Annotated in this window: 17 protein-coding genes and 1 pseudogene; 6 read left to right on the plus strand and 12 right to left on the minus strand. The window is 55.7% G+C overall.

Annotated features, from left to right (window positions below; all coding sequences use genetic code 11):
* Positions 1–312: 312 nt before the first annotated feature.
* Both rpmA and rplU read right to left on the minus strand, forming a co-directional pair.
* Entirely contained in the window at positions 313–570 is a 258-nt protein-coding gene (gene rpmA / locus AACY26_RS05070) for a 50S ribosomal protein L27 (RefSeq protein WP_003281574.1), read from the minus strand.
* 38 nt (positions 571–608) lie between these two features.
* Positions 609–920, minus strand: coding sequence for a 50S ribosomal protein L21 (gene rplU / locus AACY26_RS05075; protein ID WP_087518185.1), 312 nt, complete (start codon positions 918–920; stop codon positions 609–611).
* 382 nt (positions 921–1,302) lie between these two features.
* On the opposite strand from rplU, the gene AACY26_RS05080 reads away from it, so the two are divergent.
* Both AACY26_RS05080 and AACY26_RS05085 read left to right on the plus strand, forming a co-directional pair.
* On the plus strand, positions 1,303–2,271 hold the full coding sequence (locus AACY26_RS05080; protein WP_339511570.1) for a polyprenyl synthetase family protein: 969 nt from the start codon (positions 1,303–1,305) through the stop codon (positions 2,269–2,271).
* 128 nt (positions 2,272–2,399) lie between these two features.
* A pseudogene (locus AACY26_RS05085) lies at positions 2,400–2,621 on the plus strand (PA4570 family protein); the annotation flags it as partial.
* A 136-nt stretch (positions 2,622–2,757) separates the two neighbouring features.
* Here AACY26_RS05085 and AACY26_RS05090 read toward each other — a convergent pair.
* The 5 genes from AACY26_RS05090 to AACY26_RS05110 all read right to left on the minus strand — a co-directional run bounded on the left by AACY26_RS05090 (position 2,758) and on the right by AACY26_RS05110 (position 7,709).
* Positions 2,758–3,375: an FKBP-type peptidyl-prolyl cis-trans isomerase gene (locus AACY26_RS05090; protein WP_339511572.1), complete on the minus strand. Its 618-nt coding sequence runs from the start codon at positions 3,373–3,375 to the stop codon at positions 2,758–2,760.
* Between the two features lie 175 nt (positions 3,376–3,550).
* Complete coding sequence (locus AACY26_RS05095; protein ID WP_339511574.1) at positions 3,551–4,045, minus strand: TIGR00645 family protein; 495 nt, start codon at positions 4,043–4,045, stop codon at positions 3,551–3,553.
* Between the two features lie 182 nt (positions 4,046–4,227).
* Positions 4,228–4,569 (minus strand): PA4575 family protein, encoded by a 342-nt coding sequence (locus tag AACY26_RS05100; protein WP_339511576.1) that lies wholly within the window; start codon positions 4,567–4,569, stop codon positions 4,228–4,230.
* A 181-nt stretch (positions 4,570–4,750) separates the two neighbouring features.
* Positions 4,751–7,258, minus strand: coding sequence for a Lon protease family protein (locus AACY26_RS05105; RefSeq protein WP_339511578.1), 2,508 nt, complete (start codon positions 7,256–7,258; stop codon positions 4,751–4,753).
* A 136-nt stretch (positions 7,259–7,394) separates the two neighbouring features.
* Positions 7,395–7,709 (minus strand): TraR/DksA family transcriptional regulator, encoded by a 315-nt coding sequence (locus AACY26_RS05110; RefSeq protein WP_339511580.1) that lies wholly within the window; start codon positions 7,707–7,709, stop codon positions 7,395–7,397.
* Positions 7,710–7,878: 169 nt separating this feature from the next.
* Between AACY26_RS05110 and AACY26_RS05115 the strand changes: the two genes are divergently transcribed.
* Positions 7,879–9,732 carry an Lnb N-terminal periplasmic domain-containing protein gene (locus AACY26_RS05115; RefSeq protein WP_339511582.1) on the plus strand — a complete coding sequence of 618 codons (1,854 nt, stop codon included), beginning with the start codon at positions 7,879–7,881 and terminating at the stop codon, positions 9,730–9,732.
* Positions 9,733–9,884: 152 nt separating this feature from the next.
* Here AACY26_RS05115 and AACY26_RS05120 read toward each other — a convergent pair whose 3' ends face one another.
* On the minus strand, positions 9,885–11,336 hold the full coding sequence (locus AACY26_RS05120; protein WP_339511584.1) for a DASS family sodium-coupled anion symporter: 1,452 nt from the start codon (positions 11,334–11,336) through the stop codon (positions 9,885–9,887).
* 250 nt (positions 11,337–11,586) lie between these two features.
* Here AACY26_RS05120 and AACY26_RS05125 point away from each other — a divergent pair, with 250 nt between their 5' ends.
* Genes AACY26_RS05125 through AACY26_RS05135 form a run of 3 tightly spaced genes read left to right on the plus strand, consistent with a single transcriptional unit; the run spans position 11,587 to position 13,250 of the window.
* A complete protein-coding gene (locus AACY26_RS05125) occupies positions 11,587–11,862 on the plus strand; it encodes a c-type cytochrome (protein ID WP_339511586.1) in 276 nt (91 codons plus the stop codon).
* Between the two features lie 45 nt (positions 11,863–11,907).
* Positions 11,908–12,183, plus strand: coding sequence for a c-type cytochrome (locus tag AACY26_RS05130; protein ID WP_339511588.1), 276 nt, complete (start codon positions 11,908–11,910; stop codon positions 12,181–12,183).
* A gap of 11 nt (positions 12,184–12,194) precedes the next feature.
* Positions 12,195–13,250: a c-type cytochrome gene (locus tag AACY26_RS05135; protein WP_339511590.1), complete on the plus strand. Its 1,056-nt coding sequence runs from the start codon at positions 12,195–12,197 to the stop codon at positions 13,248–13,250.
* Positions 13,251–13,324: 74 nt separating this feature from the next.
* Here the strand turns inward: AACY26_RS05135 and hutC are convergent, their stop codons facing one another.
* The 4 genes from hutC to AACY26_RS05155 all read right to left on the minus strand — a co-directional run bounded on the left by hutC (position 13,325) and on the right by AACY26_RS05155 (position 18,813).
* Positions 13,325–14,038: a histidine utilization repressor gene (hutC, locus tag AACY26_RS05140; protein WP_339511592.1), complete on the minus strand. Its 714-nt coding sequence runs from the start codon at positions 14,036–14,038 to the stop codon at positions 13,325–13,327.
* Positions 14,039–14,141: 103 nt separating this feature from the next.
* Positions 14,142–15,677, minus strand: coding sequence for a histidine ammonia-lyase (gene hutH, locus AACY26_RS05145; RefSeq protein ID WP_339511594.1), 1,536 nt, complete (start codon positions 15,675–15,677; stop codon positions 14,142–14,144).
* 12 nt (positions 15,678–15,689) lie between these two features.
* Complete coding sequence (locus tag AACY26_RS05150; protein ID WP_339511596.1) at positions 15,690–17,228, minus strand: HAL/PAL/TAL family ammonia-lyase; 1,539 nt, start codon at positions 17,226–17,228, stop codon at positions 15,690–15,692.
* Entirely contained in the window at positions 17,209–18,813 is a 1,605-nt protein-coding gene (locus AACY26_RS05155; RefSeq protein ID WP_339511598.1) for a BCCT family transporter, read from the minus strand. The genes AACY26_RS05150 and AACY26_RS05155 overlap by 20 nt, the downstream gene beginning before the upstream one ends.
* Between the last annotated feature and the right edge of the window lie 21 nt (positions 18,814–18,834).

Genomic DNA, 18,834 nt, shown 5'->3' on the forward strand with positions numbered 1-18,834 from the left:
AGAAATCTCTGAAAAACTACTGCGCTAGATATTACTGCGTTGAAAAACTGCTCACAGCCCTAAGGCTGAACGAACTTCAGTTCGGCCCCGAAGGGGTGAGCAAAGCGAATCAAATGCTCATTTAGGACAACTAAACTGCGCTTTTTCGCATCTTTTCGCCTTGTACTCTCGTCGCTCGCTACTTTTTTCAGAAATTTTCTATGCATAAGGGCTTAATCATAAGCCTTTTATCAGGACAGTTTGGCAAGAACCCCAAGAATACAAAAACAAAAAAGCCCCGTCGCAAGGACAGGGCTTTTAACCTTGCCGCGATTAAGCCGCGACAACGCTCACGTAACGACGACCGAAGGCGCCTTTTACTTCAAACTTGATCACGCCTTCGACTTTAGCGAAGAGAGTGTGATCTTTACCCATGCCAACGCCGTAACCAGCGTGGAATTGGGTGCCGCGCTGACGCACGATGATGTTGCCTGCTTTGATAGCCTGGCCGCCATACATCTTAACGCCTAAGCGTTTGGCTTCTGAGTCGCGACCGTTGCGGGTGGAACCGCCAGCTTTTTTGTGTGCCATGAGTCAATACTCCTATAAAGGGATCAGGCTGAAATGAATCAGGCCGAAATACCGGTGATTTTGATCTCAGTGAACCACTGACGGTGGCCCTGACGCTTCATGTGGTGCTTACGACGACGGAACTTGATGATGCGGATTTTATCGTGACGACCTTGCGCCACAACTTCTGCAACAACTTTAGCGCCATCTACAACTGGTGCGCCGATTTGAACGTCGTCACCGTTGCCGATCAACAAAACGCGATCGAAAGTGACGGATTCGCCAGTGCCGATTTCGAGCTTTTCGATCTTCAGGAATTCGCCTTCGGTGACTTTGTATTGCTTGCCACCAGTAACAATTACAGCGTACATGGTATATCTCCGTTAATCCTGCTCACCCAGCTCTTTAGAGGGATAGTTATCGGCTGGCATGGCTGCTCGGGGCCGGAAAAGACGCCCTTGCAATTGCGTAAGGCAGGGAAATGCCCAGGGGGAAGTTCAGGGTGCGCGATTGTACGCAAGCTGGTAACGCCGCGCAAGCCCCCGCAACCATCGAGGCGCAGGAGGCTCATAAGCAGTTGCGCAGTATATTGATGCGACACTGCATTTTATAACAGTAATATAGCTGCGCTCAGCCTTTGTTAAGCTGTCATCCAAACACCTTTAACGGCTCAAGCGGCTCATGCCATTACCTTGACAGCCCAGAGCCCGCCGCCTAGCATGCCGCGCAACCTTCGAGGAGCACCTGCAACTGATGCAACCCCAGGCTTTCTACCGCGTGGTGGCGGACGACTTTACCGCCGTTGACGGCATTATCCGTCAACAACTTGTCTCGCGTGTACCGCTGGTAGAGAAAATCGGCGACTACATCATTTCAGCTGGCGGCAAGCGCCTGCGTCCACTCTTGGTCCTGCTTAGCGGCAAGGCCCTTGGACTGCAGGACAATAACCTGCGCCTGCTGGCTGCGACCATTGAGTTCCTGCACACCGCCACCCTGCTGCATGACGACGTGGTTGACATGTCCGACATGCGCCGTGGCCGCAGCACCGCCAATGCCCAATGGGGTAACGCCCCCAGCGTGTTGGTCGGCGACTTCCTCTATTCGCGCTCTTTCGAGATGATGGTCGAACTGGGCTCGATGCCGGTTATGAAAATCCTCTCCAAAGCCACTCGCGTGATTGCAGAGGGTGAAGTTCTTCAACTGTCGAAGATCCGTGACGCCAGCACCACTGAAGAGACCTACATGGAAGTCATTCGCGGCAAAACCGCAATGCTTTTCGAGGCCTCAACTCACAGTGCAGCCGCATTGGCCGGCGCCACGGCAGAACAGACCGAAGCGCTGCGCACCTTTGGCGACCACCTTGGCGTTGCCTTCCAGCTGGTTGACGACCTGCTCGACTATCGCGGCGACGCAGCCACCTTGGGCAAAAACGTAGGTGACGACCTGGCGGAAGGCAAGCCGACCCTGCCGCTGATCTACACCATGCGCGAAGGCACAGCCGAACAAGCCGCACTGGTGCGCCAGGCGATCCAGAAAGGCGGTATCGAGAACCTCGAAAGCATTCGCAACGCAGTCGAGGCCGCAGGCGCATTGGACTACACCGCCAAACAGGCTCGCGACTTCGCTGAACGCGCAATTGCCTGCCTGGATGTGCTGCCCGCCAGCGAATACCGCGATGCACTGGTTGAGCTGAGCCGCTTCGCTGTCGCCCGTACGCACTAACAGACTGGCAACACCCAAAAAGCCCGTCCATGTGACGGGCTTTTTAGTGCCCGACGAATAGCACTAATTGATCCTTGCTATTGTGCGAATAGGAATTATTATCATCTAACACATCAGGGAGATGAAACATGACCTATTTAATCGACGCCTGGCTAGATCGACCACAACCTTATCTGCGCATCCTCAATCGTGACACGGGTGAAGTCTGCGTAATGCTTGAGGAAGAAGCATTGGATGAGCTGCGGGACATGGGGGATTTGGATCTACACGAGCTGAGTTCGAGCGAACCCTTGGTACTCAAAGAACTGGTGCGTAACCTGTTCCTGTTCTGCTACGCCCGGGCATTGCGCCTGGATGATCAAACCCTTGCCCTGCGCAAAAAGCGCGCAATCACGCTGCGTGAACGCTATGCCAGAACACAGCAATCACGGCACTCAGCGTTTCTGAGTCCGGCATAACCGCTGCCGGACTCAGTACAGACTGGAATTACAGGACTTCGAGCAGCTCGACGTCAAATACCAGCACGCTGTGCGGCGGGATGCTGCCAACGCCTTGAGCGCCGTAAGCCAGTTCGCTCGGCACATACAGGCGCCATTTGCTGCCAGCAGTCATCAATTGCAGTGCTTCTGTCCAACCAGCAATCACGCCGCCGACTGGGAATTCAGCAGGCTGGCCGCGATCGTAGGAGCTGTCGAAAACAGTGCCGTCGATCAGGGTACCGTGATAGTGAGCACGAATGGTGTCTTCGCGGGTCGGGGTTGCGCCGTCACCTGTGGCCAACACTTCGTACTGCAGGCCAGAAGCCAAGGTGTTAACACCTTCCCGGCCAGCATTTTCAGCCAGGAACGCGATACCAGCGCCCGCTGCCGCTTCGGCTTTGGCTTGCGCCTCTGCCTGCATGACTTCACGGATCACCTTGAAGCTTGCATTCATATCAGCTTCGCTAACGCGGCTGTCTTTGCCTGCGAAAGCGTCAGTCAAGCCAGCGAGGATCGCATCCAGGCTCACGCCCGGTGGCGGATTATCACGCAGTTGACCGCCAAGTTGACGACCAATGCCGTAGCTGACGCGTGTTTCGTCAGTAGTAAGATTAAGTTCGGACATGAACTGCTCCGCTGCGGGTTTAAAAGGCCGGCAAGCCTAGCACAAAGCAATCTCTGGCTTAACCACCGCGTATAACTGTGTTGAACACTCAGGCCAATGCGCGTTATCAGCCCGCGCAACGAAAACCGCCCGCCAAGCTTAAAGCCAGGCGGGCAGAGCGCTGCATGGCGCTGAATCAGTTCTCGTGCTTGGTCAGCTTATCCAGGTAACCCATGGCAAATGCCGAGAGCACAAAAGTCATGTGGATAATCACGTACCACATCAATTTGTTGTCCGGAATGTTCTTCGCGTCCATAAACACTTTAAGCAAATGGATGGAAGAAATGGCCACGATCGACGCCGCGACTTTCATTTTCAATGAGCCGGAGTCCATCTTGCCCAACCAGCTGAGCTTTTCTTTGCCGGCGTCGATGTCCAGTTGGGAGACAAAGTTCTCGTAGCCCGAAAGCATCACCATGACCAAAAGCCCGCCAACCAGCGCCATGTCGATCAGCGAAAGAATGACCAATACCAGGTCGGCCTCAGCCATCGAAAACACGTTGGGCAGGATATGCAAGACTTCCTGGAAGAACTTGAGCGCCAGGGCCAGTAGCCCCAATGACAAGCCAAAATAGATAGGTGCAAGTAACCAGCGCGAGCTATACATCGCATTTTCAATAAAGCGTTCCATGAAGCCTCACGAGGGATAAATTGGTTCGCGATTATACCTGCGCGCCAGCGCCGTAAAAGCCCCCTGAAACACCTTGAAGACTTATTCAGCCAACTGTGGATAACTCTGTGGAGAGGCTCGGGATTAACCGCGCAAACGCAGGAGATACAAGCCTTGCCGAAAAGACCTAGGCAGCCGTTTGATCAACTTTCGGGATGGAACTGATAGTCGCCCAGATTACGGCAACGATGGCCATTCAACTGACGCAACTCAGACTGTATGTGCAAGCGCCAGATGAGCAGTTCAGGACAGCAGCCATAACCTTGATCAGCCAGGCTTTCGGCGATTCCGGCCAATACCCCTTCTGCCACAGAAGGCCCGTAGAATGGCCCTTGCGCCTTGATTACAGAAGGTTGAGACCCGGAAATACCGGCGGCGCAGATCAGCGTCCAAAGTCCATTTTCGCCGGCCAGTGGCAACACCACGCATTCGATACGCGTGACCAGACCCAAGCATTGACGTGTGAGGCAGAGACTACGCGACATCGCGGCGACCCTCTCATGATCAGGCTTACAGCCTACACCCGAAAAGCACTCATAGGGAAGTCACAGGCTTCGCTAGGCTGCCTGTGGGTAAGTGTGTGGATGAACCCGCGCCAGGCGCTTGCCGGCCAGCGTTCGAATACCGGGCTGTTTGCTCAGTACCGAACGCTATAACGACGAGGAATTACTCAGGATTTTCTGTCTTAGGTGCAACAGGTTTGGCTGGCACAGGCTTTTTCGCAGGCGGCTTTTTGGCCGACGGCGCTGGCACCGCCTTGGCGACCTTTTCGGCAAGAGCCTCAGGCTCTTTCTCTTCTTCGCCCAGATCGATTTCGGCGATCTCGCGCAGACGTTCAACCACCCGTGCGTTGACACTGCCAGTCGGAAACTGGCCCTTGTCGTTGGGCGAGCCTACATCTTCGCCGACCAACAGGCTTAGCGCTTCATCGACCTGGCGCACCGCATAAATGTGGAACTGCCCGTCACGAACCGCTTGCAGCACACGATCATCGAGCATCAAGGTGGTGACGTTGGACTGCGGAATAATCGCGCCCTGCTCGCCTGTCAGCCCACGCGCCTCACAAAGGCGGAAGAAGCCTTCGATCTTCTCGTTTACACCGCCAACGGCCTGCACTTCACCAAACTGGTTGATCGAACCGGTAATCGCAAAGCACTGTTTTAGTGGCGTGCGCGACAAGGCTGAAATCAGCGTGCAGACCTCGCCAAGCGAGGCGCTGTCGCCATCGACATAACCGTAGGACTGCTCAAGCGCGATGCTCGCAGAGATTTCCAGCGGAAACTCCTGCGCATAACGACTGCCGAGATAACCCGTCAGAATCATCACGCCCTTGGAGTGAATCGGCTGGCCCAGGTTAACTTCACGCTCAATGTCGACAATACCGGAGCCGCCCGGATACACGGTTGCCGAGATCCGTGCAGGCACGCCGAATGCAGAATCACCGACCTGCAAAACAGTCAGGCCATTGCACTTACCCACTGCCGCACCGCTGGTGTCGATCAGGATAATCCCAGCCAGCATGTCATCGATAATCCGCGCAGAGACGCGTCCCGTGCGGGTAGCCTTGGCTTTGAGCGCGCGCTCGATGTGGCCGACATCGGTCACGGTTTCACTGGCAAGCTGACGGATAAAATCAGCCTCGCTGACCAACTGGAACAAATCACCAATGCGTGCCGACAAGCGGCCTTGATGTTCTGCCAGCCGGGCACTGAAGGTCGCCAGGCGAGCCACCGCTGCCGCAGTCAAGGGCGCCATGCCCTCTTCTGAGGTGCGGGTTTTCATCAACTGGGCGAACTGCTCCAGGCTCTCATCGGCCAAGGGAATGTCCTCGTCGAAATCGACCAGCACGCGGAACATTTCCTGGAAGTCTGGATCATGGTCCTGCAACGCGTAATACAACTGGCGCGCACCAATGATGATGACTTTGATCTGTAGCGGAATAACCTGCGGGTTAAGGCTGACGGTGGCAATCCGGCCAAGATCGCCCAGCGGCGACTCCATCTTCAGTTGCCGCGAATGCAGGGCCCGCTTCAGCGCGTCCCAGACAAAGGGCTCGCTGAGCATTTTCTCGGCTTCAAGAATCAGGAATCCACCGTTGGCGCGGTGCAACGCCCCCGGACGCAGCTGACGATAACTAGTGTACAGCGCGCCTTGGTCATTGTTGTATTCAATGCGGCCGAACAGGTTGTCGTAAGTCGGATGTGGCTCGAAAACAACCGGAGCACCGCCGTCGACGTGATGACCAACCACCAAACTTGGGCAGTATTGCTCCTCAAGCAATTTGCGGGTTTGCGCGTCAACCTTCTCAACATCAACCAGCTGCTCAACGACGGTTTTCAGCAAATTGACCTGCACTGCCTGGAGATAAGCGCAAATCTCGGCGTTTTCGGCATATTTCTCTGAAAGGGGCGATAACAGCGGCTGCAGGGCAACAGTGATGGTTTCTTCGTTCAACTGACGCAGTTGATTGCTCGACTCGCGCTTCCACTGCGGCAAACTGGCCAGTTCTTCGTTCAAGCGCTCCTCAAGCATTGCGATATCGAGGTGAAAGCGCTCGCGATCGGCTTCTGGCAGTTGCGCAAATTCGGCTTCATCCAATGCCTTACCTTCAAGCATGGGGGTGAAGGCAATGTTGCTACTGTCGCGATAAAGCGCGATGCCTTTTTCCAGTGACAGGCGTTCGATTACATCCAGCGCCTGGTCGTAACGCTTGTTGAAGGCGCGATCGATGGCGCTCTTCTTCTGCTGATACGAAGGGTGTTCGAACACTGCCGGGAATGTCGCCAGCAGGTTGTCGATCAGCAGGTTGATATCGGCAATAAACTCGCCAGCAGAACCGGCGCTTAACTCAAGCACGCGAGGCTCACGCGGCTCGTCAAAATGATTGACATACACATGGTCGGCAGGCGTATCCATGCGCTTGCCTTCAGCCTTGAGGTAACGCTGCACAAAGGAGAAGCGGCCGGTACCGGGTTCGCCCATGACAAACACGTTATAACCGGGACGCGGCATCGCCACGCCAAACTGCAGAGCTTCTACTGCACGTTCCTGGCCCAAAATACCGCGAAATGGCTCCAAGTCATCTGTGGTCGTAAAGTTAAACTGCTCAGGAGCAAAAGGACGGGTTAGAGCATCAGGCGCTAGCCGCAATTGGGTAGCAACAGAATCAGGCATTGGAGATCCTTGTACGGAGGGCACATACGATGGAAATAATCGCCGCTTCGGACGCTGATCACAAGCTAAAGCAGCGGATCGGCGCCGACTAATTTTGATCTGGGCTTATTTGCCAGGCTCAATCACCGATTGCGCTTTACTCAGCGCACGCCAGGCAATAAACAGCAGTCGGCAACACTTGCAGTCGAGCCGGCTCAATGGGCGCGGCGCACTTCAGGCACTGGCCATAGGTGCCTTCAGCCAGGCGAAGTTTGGCCAGACCGACCGCATGCCGACCCTCTTCCGCCTCTGCCAGCAAGGCCTCAAGCACCTCATCGTTCTGGCGCTGGGCAGCCTGCTCGGTAAAATCCGGCGAGTGACTGCCGGATAAAGTTGCCCGAATAGCTGCCGCCCGCGCGTTGTACTCGTTGAGTAATGCATCGAGCAACGCAGATGGATCGAAGTCGGTCATGGCAGATTCCTCGCAGATCACCTACATACAGTGTGTGTCTTTATTGGGAAACCTGCACCTTGCAATGCCCTAATTTAAATAGATCGTTGCGATCTGGATCCAGAACCTTGACACCAGCGACCAGCATCGCCAAAGCTCCTGTCTGACTTTTCGTATAAGAATCTAAACATTGAAACGGATTTTGGCAGTCTTGGCGGTGTCTTGCTGCGCAGCGCTACACGCCGCCCCGAATATTCCTGAAGCGCAGTTGCAAGCATTAGCCACGCAACCCTTCTGGATATCCCTGGGTCACTATGAAACCGGCAAGCTCGGTGGCTGGCGCAGCTATATCGATGATAAGGACTTCTTCATCGCCAGCAATGGCGATAGCGATCCTGCGGCTGAGCTCAGTGCCACCGTCAAAGCGCTGTACGCACCGGCTTCCCTGGCCGACCAGCATGCCCAGTGCAAGTACCCTGCGCGTACTCGCTGGCTGGGCGAACAGCTTGCCCTCACTGACCTGCCAAAACCGCAGTGCCAGAAATACAGCGAGTGGATGAAGGAAGTCTCGCCCAACAGCACCGTACTGGTGTTCCCAGCTGCCTATCTGAACAGCCCATCCTCAATGTTTGGCCACACATTGCTGCGCATCGACCAGGCCGACGTCGACAGCAACAACACCGCCCTGCTCAGCTACGCGCTCAACTTCGGAGCCTTTATCGAGGGCATGGACAACAGCATGCTCTACGCCTGGAAAGGTCTGATGGGCGGCTACCCTGGCTTTTTCGCAGTCGTGCCTTACCGGGAAAAACTGGCGGAATACCGCAGCCTGGAGAACCGCGACCTGTGGGAGTACCGGCTCAACCTGACCCCGGAAGAAACCCGGCGCATGATGGAGCATGTCTGGGAGCTCAAGGATATCGAGTTCGACTATTTCTTTTTCGATGAAAACTGCTCATACCGCTTGCTTGAATTACTTGAAGTTGCGCGGCCCGGTATCGAGTTGACGGATGATTTCCCAATTACAGCCATTCCAACCGACACAGTGCGGGCAGTCGAAGATGCAGGGCTGATTGAACGCATTGACTACCGCCCATCCCGTGAGCGCGAGTTGCTTGGCCGCGCCGTACAGCTCACTGATGACGAACAACAGTGGGTGCTGCGCCTGGCAGCCGATCAATCCGCACTGGATGATCCTGCATTTGCGCAACTCCCCGAAAAGCGCCGGGCATTGATTCAGGATGGCGCATTCCGCTTGCTGCGCTACCAGTCCACCAGCGGTGAACGTGACAAAACAACTGCTGCACGCAGCTTTAATCTACTCAAGGCAATTAATCAGAACCCGCCGCCGCTGCTCGACCTTGCGCGTCCCGACTTGCCAGAAGACGGACACGAGTCGCGTACCTGGCAGTTGGGTGCCGGTAGCCGCGACGATAAAGCCTTTGCCGAATATGGCTTGCGCATGGCGTATCACGACCTTAACGATAACCTCTATGGTTTTCCCATAGGCGCACAGATTGAGATCGCCCAGCTGAAGCTGCGCCAGTATGAGAATAACCACTGGCAGTTACAGCAACTCGACCTGGCCAAAATTCGCTCGCTAACGCCGCGCAATGAACTGCTGCAACCTTGGTCATGGCAGGTTTCAGGCGGCGCGGAACGCGTCTCAGGCAAGGATGACGACGAATCCCTGGCAACCTATTTGACTGGCGGCGGTGGCGGTACCTGGCAACTGACCGACAATGCCATCGGCTTTGCATTGGCCACTGCACGTGTTGAAAACAATCGCGACTTTGCCGCCTTTGTCGCCCCTGCCGCCGGATTTAATACCGGGCTGTTGTGGCGCAACCCACTGGGCAACCTGCTCCTGGAGGGCAAGGCTGACTATTTCTATAACGGTGAAATTCGTCGCAGCATCAACCTGACCCAACAGTGGGAGATATCACGCGACCTTGGCCTGCGCTTCAGCGCAGCACGTGATTTCAGCCACCTGAGCACACCGCAAAACACCCTGATGCTGGAACTCAAGTGGTACAACTATTGAGAGCCACTAGCGGGGAGATGAGGCACCTCATCCCCCCGCGAGGTTGTGTCCATCCTTAGGGGCCGCAACGCGAAGCTTGACCACCATCGCTAAGCACACAATCACATTTGCCCATGCAACTGGTGGGTGAAACCAGCAGTCCATCCTGTCGCTTACCAATAGCCCAGGATTTTCCACCAAAAGGCACCGACTCCCCCCCAGACAACCAGGTTGGCGATGCTCATGATCAGCCCAGCGATCCACCAGCGCCCAAGACTCACATAGCCTGAGCCAAAGACAATTGGCGCAGTCCCGGTCGCATAGTGGGTCAACGACATCATCAGGGATGACGAGAACGCCAAGATCAAGGCCAAGAGTAATGGCGGCGCGCCCAAGGCAATCCCTGCAGCCAGAAAAGCTGCGTACATTGCAGTGATATGCGCTGTGGTGCTGGCAAAGAAATAATGCGAGTAGAAGTACACCAGCACCAGCAAGGCGATGACTCCAACCCAGCCTAGCCCGAATGACCCAATTTCTTGCTGGATCACCCCAGAAAACCAGCCGATCAAGCCTAACTTGCCAAGAAAGCTGGCCATCATGACCAAGGCAGCAAACCAGGTAATGGTGTCCCAGGCGGTCTTTTCTTTAAGGATGTCTTCCCAGGTCAGGACGCCCGTCACCAACAATATCGAAAGCCCCAAAAGCGCAACTGTGGTGGCATCGAACTTCCAGGCATCACCAAATACCATTGCGGGCACGCCTGCCCAGAGCAACAACAGCAAGGCAAACACAGCCAGCATGATCTTCTCCGGGCCTTTAAAACCACCCAGCTCCTCCAGCTTTTGCTTGGCAAACAGCGTGGCATTCGGCGTTTGCTTTAGCTCTGGCGGGAAACAGACATAGAGAATCAGCGGCATCAGTAGAATCGCCACCAGCCCCGGCAGCAAGGCCGCCAATGCCCACATGGCCCAGGAAATCTCGATATGGCTGCCGGTGCCCTTGGCAATCAAGCTGACAATCAGGGGGTTGGGTGCCGTGGCGGTAATAAACATCGCCGAGGTAATAGGATTGGCGTTGTAGTTAACCAGGGCCAGATACTCGCCGACTTTCCTTTCAGTGCCCTGCTCCGCCGAGGAACCAAAGCTGCTGGCGATGGCGCGCATGATGGGGTGCATAATGGCCCCGCCCCTGGCCGTATTGCTTGGCGTGATTGGCGCCAGGGTCAACTCTGAAAGCGCCAGCGCGTAGCCGATGCCTAGAGTGCGCTTGCCAAATATCGAAATGAAGTAATAGGCGATACGGTTGCCCAGGCCAGTCTTGATCAGCCCCCGCGAGATCATGATGGCAATACCAATCAGCCAGATCAGCGAATTGGAAAACCCGCTCAAGGCATCTTTGATCGCAACACTTGGCTTATCACTGGTCACCCCGGTGATCGCCACCAGCATGATGCCAATCATCGCAAGCGCGCCTATCGGCATTGCCTTGCCGATAATACCGGCAATAGTGCCGATAAAGATCGCCAACAAATGCCAAGCCTCGGGCGTTACCCCTTGAGGGACAGGAATAACAAACCAAATCAACAGGGCAATGGTTAAGGCGATTAACGCCGGTATGGGTTTCATGGTTGCTCCTTAGCGGATCGAGCTGAACCTGTGGCGCGCTTGAAAATATAGCTGCTCAGGGACTGCGTGCGACAAAGCTGCTGTTGCAGAGGGTTGCAAAGCATTATCGGAGTGTTGACTGATCGCCTTAGTGCTCCAGGTCAAGTGCATACAGATCAAGCCTTTCCTGCGAACACTCACCCAAGACAGGTGGCGAGGCTGACGAAGGCGCCTATGATTAAGGCATATCCATACCCGCTAGAAGGACCCTATGCACAAACTCTTAGCTCTCAGCTCGCTGCTGACGCTGTTTCTGGTGAATTACAGCAGTGCAGCTGAAGTACCCGAGGCCGCACAAAGCTGTGTTGTCTGCCATGGCGCGCAAGGGGAAGGCACATCACAAGGCCCTAGACTTGCCGGACTCTCCAGTAATTACATGAACGCACAAATAGAACATTTCATTTCTGGTGATAGGAACAACGTGGTCATGACATTAATGGCGCAGAGTTTGGTCGACCTCAATGTCCGCCAACAAGCGTTGGACTAATACGCCAAACAGGGCACAGCGCCGAAGCTGCAAAAGCGCGGTGATGTGCTCAATCAGTCGGGGGCGGAAAAGCTCTATTACCAAGGCGACCTGCATCGTTTGCTGCCCGCCTGTTACAGCTGCCACGGCCCATCAGCGGTTGGCGGCGGTCTGTTTCCACGTTTAGCAGGGCAACAAAGCAGCTACCTGAAAGAGCAGTTGATCGCTTGGAAAAAAAATGAACGTAGCGGTGACCCGGACAACACCATGGGCCACATCGCCAGCAAGCTAAAAGACAGCGAAATTCAGGCCTTGGCCGACTATCTGTCAGCCATCAAGTAGAGGAGCAACCAATGCCTATCCAAAAAGCGTGGCTGTTCTTGTTACTGGCTGGCAGCGGCCTTGCCAACGCCGAAAGTCAAATGGCCGACATGCAGGACGAAATCCCGGCACAGCCAAAAGCCGCAAACCTGAGTTATTTCCAAACACGCGACCTGAGCAAAATCCCTGAAGGTGAGTTCGGCGATAAAATCCGCAAAGGCTACGAACTGTTCGTTAACACCCAGCAACTCAAAGGCAAATACGTAGGCAACCAGCTCAACTGCACCAATTGTCACCTGGATGCGGGCAGCAAAGCCTATGCAGCGCCAATGTGGGCGGCGTACTTGGCATACCCGGCATTTCGTAAGAAAAATAACAAGGTCAGCAATTTTGCGGAACGCATCCAAGGTTGCTTCAACTTCTCAATGAACGGTAAAGCCCCTGCAGCCGACTCACCTGAACTGGTCGCGCTCTCGGCCTACTCTTACTGGCTGCTGATGGGCGGATTGCTCGACATGTTCGGCATGCAAGACAAGCCCGTGCCCGAGATGAGTGACGCCGCCGTGCAGCAAGGCGGTAATGTGGACACATTCAAATTGCCTGGGCCCTTGACCGACAAGGTCAAGCTCGATGGACGCGGGCATATGCCAGGGCGCGCTTTTGCAGCGCTCGAAAAACCTGCACACACACCGTCACCTGAACGAGGCGCCAAGGTCTACAGCCAACACTGTGCCTTGTGTCACGGCGCTGAAGGCCAAGGCACGGTGATGGCAGATGTACCAGTTATTCCAGCATTATGGGGGGCACAGTCCTATAACTGGGGCGCGGGCATGCACCGGGTTAATACCGCGGCGACCTTTATCTTCGAGAACATGCCGCTGGGCAAGGCCGTACAGCTCACCCCTCAGCAAGCCTGGGACGTAGCGGCCTATATGAACAGCCGTGAGCGCCCGCAAGACCCGCGCTTGATCGATGATGTAGCGACAACTGCCAAACAGTTCCACGCTGATGATGACGGCTATTACGGCAAAGAACTTGATGGCAGCGTCCTGGGCAGCCAAGCCTTCCCGGCAACTACAGTTGAATAAGCCTTTGTGACAGATGCAAAAATGCCGGCGCCACTTACAGCGCCGGCATTTTATTGTGTTGCACTGAACCTGGCTTAACTACGCCGGCTGGAGCGTGAACGCAGCTTGTAGCGATCACCGGGATGTATCAACCGCGCGTAGCTGACCAAATGCTCATCCGACCAGGTGCGACGAACCATGCTCAGGCACGGCGCAGCGGTGTCGATATCCAGCCACTGGGCAGTTTGATTGTCGACCAACAAGGCTTCGACAACATGCTCAACATCTGAAATCGGGCAGTTAGCGACCAACACCTCATTGGGCGTTTTTTGCGAAAAGTCGGTTTGCAGGTAATCAGGCACCCAACGTGGGTTAACAAAACGGTCTTCGAGCTGAATCGGCACGCCACTTTCACGGTGGACCAGAATCGTGTGGAACACCTCGGTGCCAAGACGCACACCCAGACGCAGCGCCACTTCATCATCCGCCTCAATGGCTTCACAGCGGATCACATCATTGCTGTAAGCATGGCCGCGACTGATGACTTCGGTGGCGATATTGAGCACCTCATGCAGGGACGACTCAGCCTTGCGGTCGGTAACAAAGGTGCCCAGCCCGGCTTGGCGGATCAGATAACCCTTTTGCACCAGATCACGAATAGCCTTGTTCGCCGTCATTCGGCTTACGCCAAAGTCGCGGGCTAATTGCTCCTCGGGGGGAATTTGATGATGAACCGGGTATGCCCCGCTGCTGATGCGCTCCAGCAGGTGCTCCTCAATGACACGATAACGTGGGGTCTTGCTGGCCACGTAGATTCCTTTGTGTGGGGGCGTCGTCCTAATAATACAGGTCGCTACAGATTAGGACGAGCCACCTGCACCGGCCCGTCCAATCTGGAGCAACTTTTCCTCTCTAGCCTTGCGATGGCAATAGGTTAGCGGGCATCAGGCCAGACAGCACGCGCTGCTTGAGCAGTTCGTCAGCGGCGGCGATATCGGGTGCGAAAAAGCGATCCTCGACATAATAAGGCACTGCATCGCGCAACAGCTTACGCGCTTGCTCCAACACCTCGGAGCTTTTCATTCCTGCGCGGAAATCCAGGCCCTGACACGCACCCAGCCACTCAACCGCCAATACGCCACGGGTATTGGCGGCCATTTCCCACAAGCGCTTGCCAGCGGCGGGCGCCATCGACACGTGATCTTCCTGGTTGGCCGATGTTGGCAAGCTGTCGACACTGTGCGGATGGGCCAATGCCTTGTTCTCGCTGGCGAGTGCCGCAGCCGTCACCTGAGCGATCATAAAACCTGAGTTGACGCCGCCATTGGCCACCAAAAACGGCGGTAACTGCGACATATGCTTGTCCATCATCAGCGAGATGCGCCGTTCACTCAACGCACCGACTTCAGCAATGGCCAGCGCCAGGTTATCCGCCGCCATGGCCACCGGTTCAGCGTGGAAGTTACCACCCGAAATCACGTCGCCTTCGGCGGCAAACACCAGCGGATTATCCGACACTGCATTGGCCTCAACCGCCAGCACCTCGGCGGCCTGGCGCAACTGCGTCAAGCAAGCGCCCATGACCTGCGGCTGACAACGCAGCGAGTATGGGTCCTGTACTTTGTCGCAGGCCTCATGCGAACGCCCGACTTCACTGCTCGACTCAAGCAGGTAGCGATAAACCGCCGCCGCATCAATCTGCCCACGCTGGCCACGCGCCTGGTGGATTCGCGCATCAAACGGCGCACGTGAACCGAGCATCGCTTCAACACTCAAGGCGCCACACACTGAAGCCGCTGCGTACAGATCCTCTGCCTCAAACAGGCCGCGCAACGCATAAGCGGTGGAAACCTGAGTGCCATTGAGCAGCGCCAGCCCTTCTTTTGCCGCGAGCGTCAGTGGCTCCAATCCGGCAACCGCCAGCGCCTCTTTGGCTGGCAGCCATTCGCCGCGATATCGAGCCTGGCTTTCGCCCAGCAGCACCAGCGACATATGCGCCAATGGCGCGAGGTCACCGGATGCGCCCACCGAGCCCTTGAGCGGAATATGCGGATAAACCTCGGCATTGATCAGCGCCAGCAACGCATCAATGACCTTGCGCCGGATACCCGAGAAACCACGCGACAGGCTGTTGACCTTGAGCAACATGATCAAACGCACCATGGCGTCATCCAGGGGCTCCCCAATACCGGCGGCATGGGAAAGCACTAGCGAGCGCTGCAGGTTTTCCAAATCTTCAGTGGCAATGCGGGTCTGCGCCAACAAGCCAAAACCTGTGTTAATACCGTAGGCGGTGCGGCCCTGATTGAGAATGCCCTGCACGCAGGCCACGCTGTTTTCAATGTCTTGATCTGCACTGCTATCAAGCGCGACCTGTTGTGCTTGCTGACAAAATCGACGCAATTGGGCGAGGTTCAGCTGGCCCGGTACCAAGGTTAAAACAGACATAAGGGTATCCACTCAAAGATCGAAATTCGGCAGCGCCTGACGCAAGGCGAACAGCGTGTTAAGGTCGCGCAGCACTTCATAGGTATGACGAATATCCTGATACAAGGGATGTTCTTCTTCATAGCTGGCCACCAGCTCACGCAGCAAGCCCCAGGCACAACCAGTGCCTTGGCCGAATGGCCGGACTTCAATAAAGTCGAACGCCTGGGCAGCCAGCAGATACTCGATCGCCAGTATGTAAAACGCATTTTCAATGGCTTTATCCAGCTTCAACGCCGCACTTTCACCCAGGCTCAGGTGGTCTTCTTGCAGCCCGGAAGTCAGGAAGTTATCGGTCACGGCCGGCAATGCCAGGCGCTTGTTATCCGCCACCAGGGAAGCCGCGCTGTATTGCGCGATCATCATCCCGGATTTCACCCCGCCACCCTTGGTGAGAAACGGCGGTAGCTTGTTGGCCTGCGGCGTGACCAAACGGTAAGCCCGGCGCTCAGAGATGCTGCTCCACTCACACACCGCAATGGTCAAGAGATCGCACGCCATCGCGACCGATTCGCCGTGGGGGTTGGCCTGGGAAATAATCCGATATTCAGCGCCTTCCTTGACCACCAGGGGGTTGTCGGTGGCCGAGTTGAGCTCGTCACTGACCTGGCGTGCGGCATGCTCCAGCTGGTCACGGCAAGCGCCGTGTACTTGCGGGATTGCGCGCAGGCTCAAGGCATCTTGCAGGTGTGTGCCCTGGCTCTTGGCTACCACTTCGCTGCCTGCCAACAACTGGTGCAGGTTGGCCATGGTCTGCTGCATGCCAGCATGGGTTTTACGCTGGATGGCAGCAAAGCTGATCGCATCGAACTGGCAGCCCAAGGCTTCGAAACTCATCGCCGCGACCACATCTGCGCAGCTCGCCAGGTGATAAGTGTCGGCCAGGGTCAAACAGGCCAGGCCGGTCATCGCTGGCGTGCCGTTGACCAGGCACAATCCGTCCTTGGGACCCAGCTCGACGGGCTGCATGTCGATACTGGCCAATGCCTGGCTGGCCGTGACAATCTGCCCGGCAAACTCCACATCACCAATGCCCAATAGCGCCAGGCCAATGTGCGCCATGTGCGACAGGTAGCCAACCGAGCCTTGGCCCGGCACCACCGGCGTGATGCCCTGGTTGAGCAAATTCAGCAGGCCCTTGACCACATCGGCGCTCACCCCGGAATAACCGTGGCTATAGTTAACCACCGCGCAGCACATAATGGCCCGCACCTGCTCACTGCGCAGCGGTGAACTCACCCCGCAGGCGTGGCTCATCAGCGTATGCCGCGATAGTTTGCTCAGCTCGCTCGGGGCAAATACCACGTCACACAAAGCACCAAGCCCGGTGTTGATGCCGTAGTGTGGTTTGCTTGAGTTAGCAATTGCCAACACGGCTTCACGGGCCTCATTAACCCGCATCCAACGATAGGCCGACAACTCCATGCGCGCACCATGACGCGCAACGTTGACCACATCAGACCAAGTGACCGGCGCCTCGCTCAGCAATACATCAGGCAATAGGTTGTTCATTTACCACCCCTAACTGCTCGCGACTGACAGGCTCTTGGCTGTCCAGTGTTTCTTTCTTGAACACGAACACCCGAGCTGCCGAAGCCGCGATAAGGATAAACAGGAACAATACGGTGAAACCGCCCGCAGCGGCGAGGTACTTGATGCCATCGACCCCCTGCGCGCCACCACCGAATGCAACCATGATGAAAGCAATCGCACTGATCGAAAGCCCCCAGATAATTTTCTGCGACTTGGGCGACTCTTCATCCGCACGAATGTTCTTGGTGCAGATCGAGGCGATGGTCGAGGTCATGGAATCCGCTGCAGTGGCGAAAGAAATAATCAAGGTAAAGATCGCCAAAGGCACCAGCAAACCTGACATCGGCAAGTGCTGCAAGAAGCCCCACAAGCCAGCTACAGCGCCGTGATCGGTAATCACCTTGATCAAGTCGAGGCTGCCATCGAGCTGCCACTTGATCGCAGAGGCACCCCAGATTGCGAACCAGACCATGCCGAACACCGAAGGCAAGATCCAGTTGATGATCAGGAACTGGCGCAGCGTGCGACCGTATGAAATACGCGCCAGGAACAAGCCCATCAGCGGCGCATAGGCAATCCAGATTGACCAGTCGTACATGGTCCACCAGGTCACCAGCGCCTCGCCGCCAGATTCCTTGGTGTCGAACGACCAGAGGAAAAAGTTATCCAGCCAGTAACCGATCGAAGTCACCGACAGATTGAAGATATAACTCAAAGGCCCGACGATCAGCAGAATCACCACGAAGGCGTAGAAGATATAGGCGTTGATCGAGGACAAAAACTGAATGCCACGCTTGAGCCCGGACAGCGCCGAAGTGACAAACACCGCCGTAATCACTAGCGACAACAGCAACCAGGTCATGGGGCTTGATTGAATACCGTACTGCGATTCAATCCCCGAGCTGATCAACGCCAGGCCCGCACCCAGCGACGAGGCCAGGCCCAGCGCGATCGCCAGCACCGAAACAATATCAATCAACGATTTAACCAGCGGCCGCTGATTATGCGCCCCTATTACCGGCGACAGGGTTGAGGCAATGGAAAAGTCTTTTTTCCGGTTGTAATGCATGTAGGCGATCATCAAGCCGACAATCGAGTACATCGCGTAGGGAATGAAACTCCAGTTATGGAAACAGCGCGCCAAGGCAAAAATCGCGGCTTCTGCGCTGCCTGGGGCAAACGACTGATTGGCAATTTCGCCATAGATGTTGCCCAGATAAATGATGGGTTCATTGACGGAGTAAGTCACCACGCCAGTCGCAATTCCGCCAGTCAGGGCCATCGCAAAATTCGAGGCCATTGAGAATGTCGGTTTTGCATTGGCACCACCAAGACGGATATCGCCAGCCTTGGAGAAGAAGATATAAGCCACAAGGCCCAGCACCGAAATCGCTAACAACTGGTACAGCCAAGCGAAATCCGAGAGCGAAAAATAGAAGACGTCCTTGGCCACTCGGACCAACATCTCGTTGTTAAACAAACCGACCGCTACCGCGATGACAACGACCAGGAAAGTCGGGATAAAAACACTACGATTCAGGCTTTTTTGACTATTGGAGTGCATTGTTGTCTGCCTTATGGGTGT

It is taken from the genome of Pseudomonas sp. RL_15y_Pfl2_60 (genome assembly GCF_963970595.1).
In the GTDB taxonomy this organism is placed as follows: Bacteria; Pseudomonadota; Gammaproteobacteria; order Pseudomonadales; family Pseudomonadaceae; genus Aquipseudomonas.

Bases quoted from the DNA above. Each gene is read 5' to 3' on its own strand.
- rpmA (WP_003281574.1), bottom strand. From the start codon at position 570: ATGGCACACAAAAAAGCTGGCGGTTCCACCCGCAACGGTCGCGACTCA.
- rplU (WP_087518185.1), bottom strand. From the start codon at position 920: ATGTACGCTGTAATTGTTACTGGTGGCAAGCAATACAAAGTCACCGAA.
- AACY26_RS05080 (WP_339511570.1), top strand. From the start codon at position 1,303: ATGCAACCCCAGGCTTTCTACCGCGTGGTGGCGGACGACTTTACCGCC.
- AACY26_RS05090 (WP_339511572.1), bottom strand. From the start codon at position 3,375: ATGTCCGAACTTAATCTTACTACTGACGAAACACGCGTCAGCTACGGC.
- AACY26_RS05095 (WP_339511574.1), bottom strand. From the start codon at position 4,045: ATGGAACGCTTTATTGAAAATGCGATGTATAGCTCGCGCTGGTTACTT.
- AACY26_RS05100 (WP_339511576.1), bottom strand. From the start codon at position 4,569: ATGTCGCGTAGTCTCTGCCTCACACGTCAATGCTTGGGTCTGGTCACG.
- AACY26_RS05105 (WP_339511578.1), bottom strand. From the start codon at position 7,258: ATGCCTGATTCTGTTGCTACCCAATTGCGGCTAGCGCCTGATGCTCTA.
- AACY26_RS05110 (WP_339511580.1), bottom strand. From the start codon at position 7,709: ATGACCGACTTCGATCCATCTGCGTTGCTCGATGCATTACTCAACGAG.
- AACY26_RS05120 (WP_339511584.1), bottom strand. From the start codon at position 11,336: ATGAAACCCATACCGGCGTTAATCGCCTTAACCATTGCCCTGTTGATT.
- AACY26_RS05125 (WP_339511586.1), top strand. From the start codon at position 11,587: ATGCACAAACTCTTAGCTCTCAGCTCGCTGCTGACGCTGTTTCTGGTG.
- AACY26_RS05135 (WP_339511590.1), top strand. From the start codon at position 12,195: ATGCCTATCCAAAAAGCGTGGCTGTTCTTGTTACTGGCTGGCAGCGGC.
- hutH (WP_339511594.1), bottom strand. From the start codon at position 15,677: ATGTCTGTTTTAACCTTGGTACCGGGCCAGCTGAACCTCGCCCAATTG.
- AACY26_RS05150 (WP_339511596.1), bottom strand. From the start codon at position 17,228: ATGAACAACCTATTGCCTGATGTATTGCTGAGCGAGGCGCCGGTCACT.
- AACY26_RS05155 (WP_339511598.1), bottom strand. From the start codon at position 18,813: ATGCACTCCAATAGTCAAAAAAGCCTGAATCGTAGTGTTTTTATCCCG.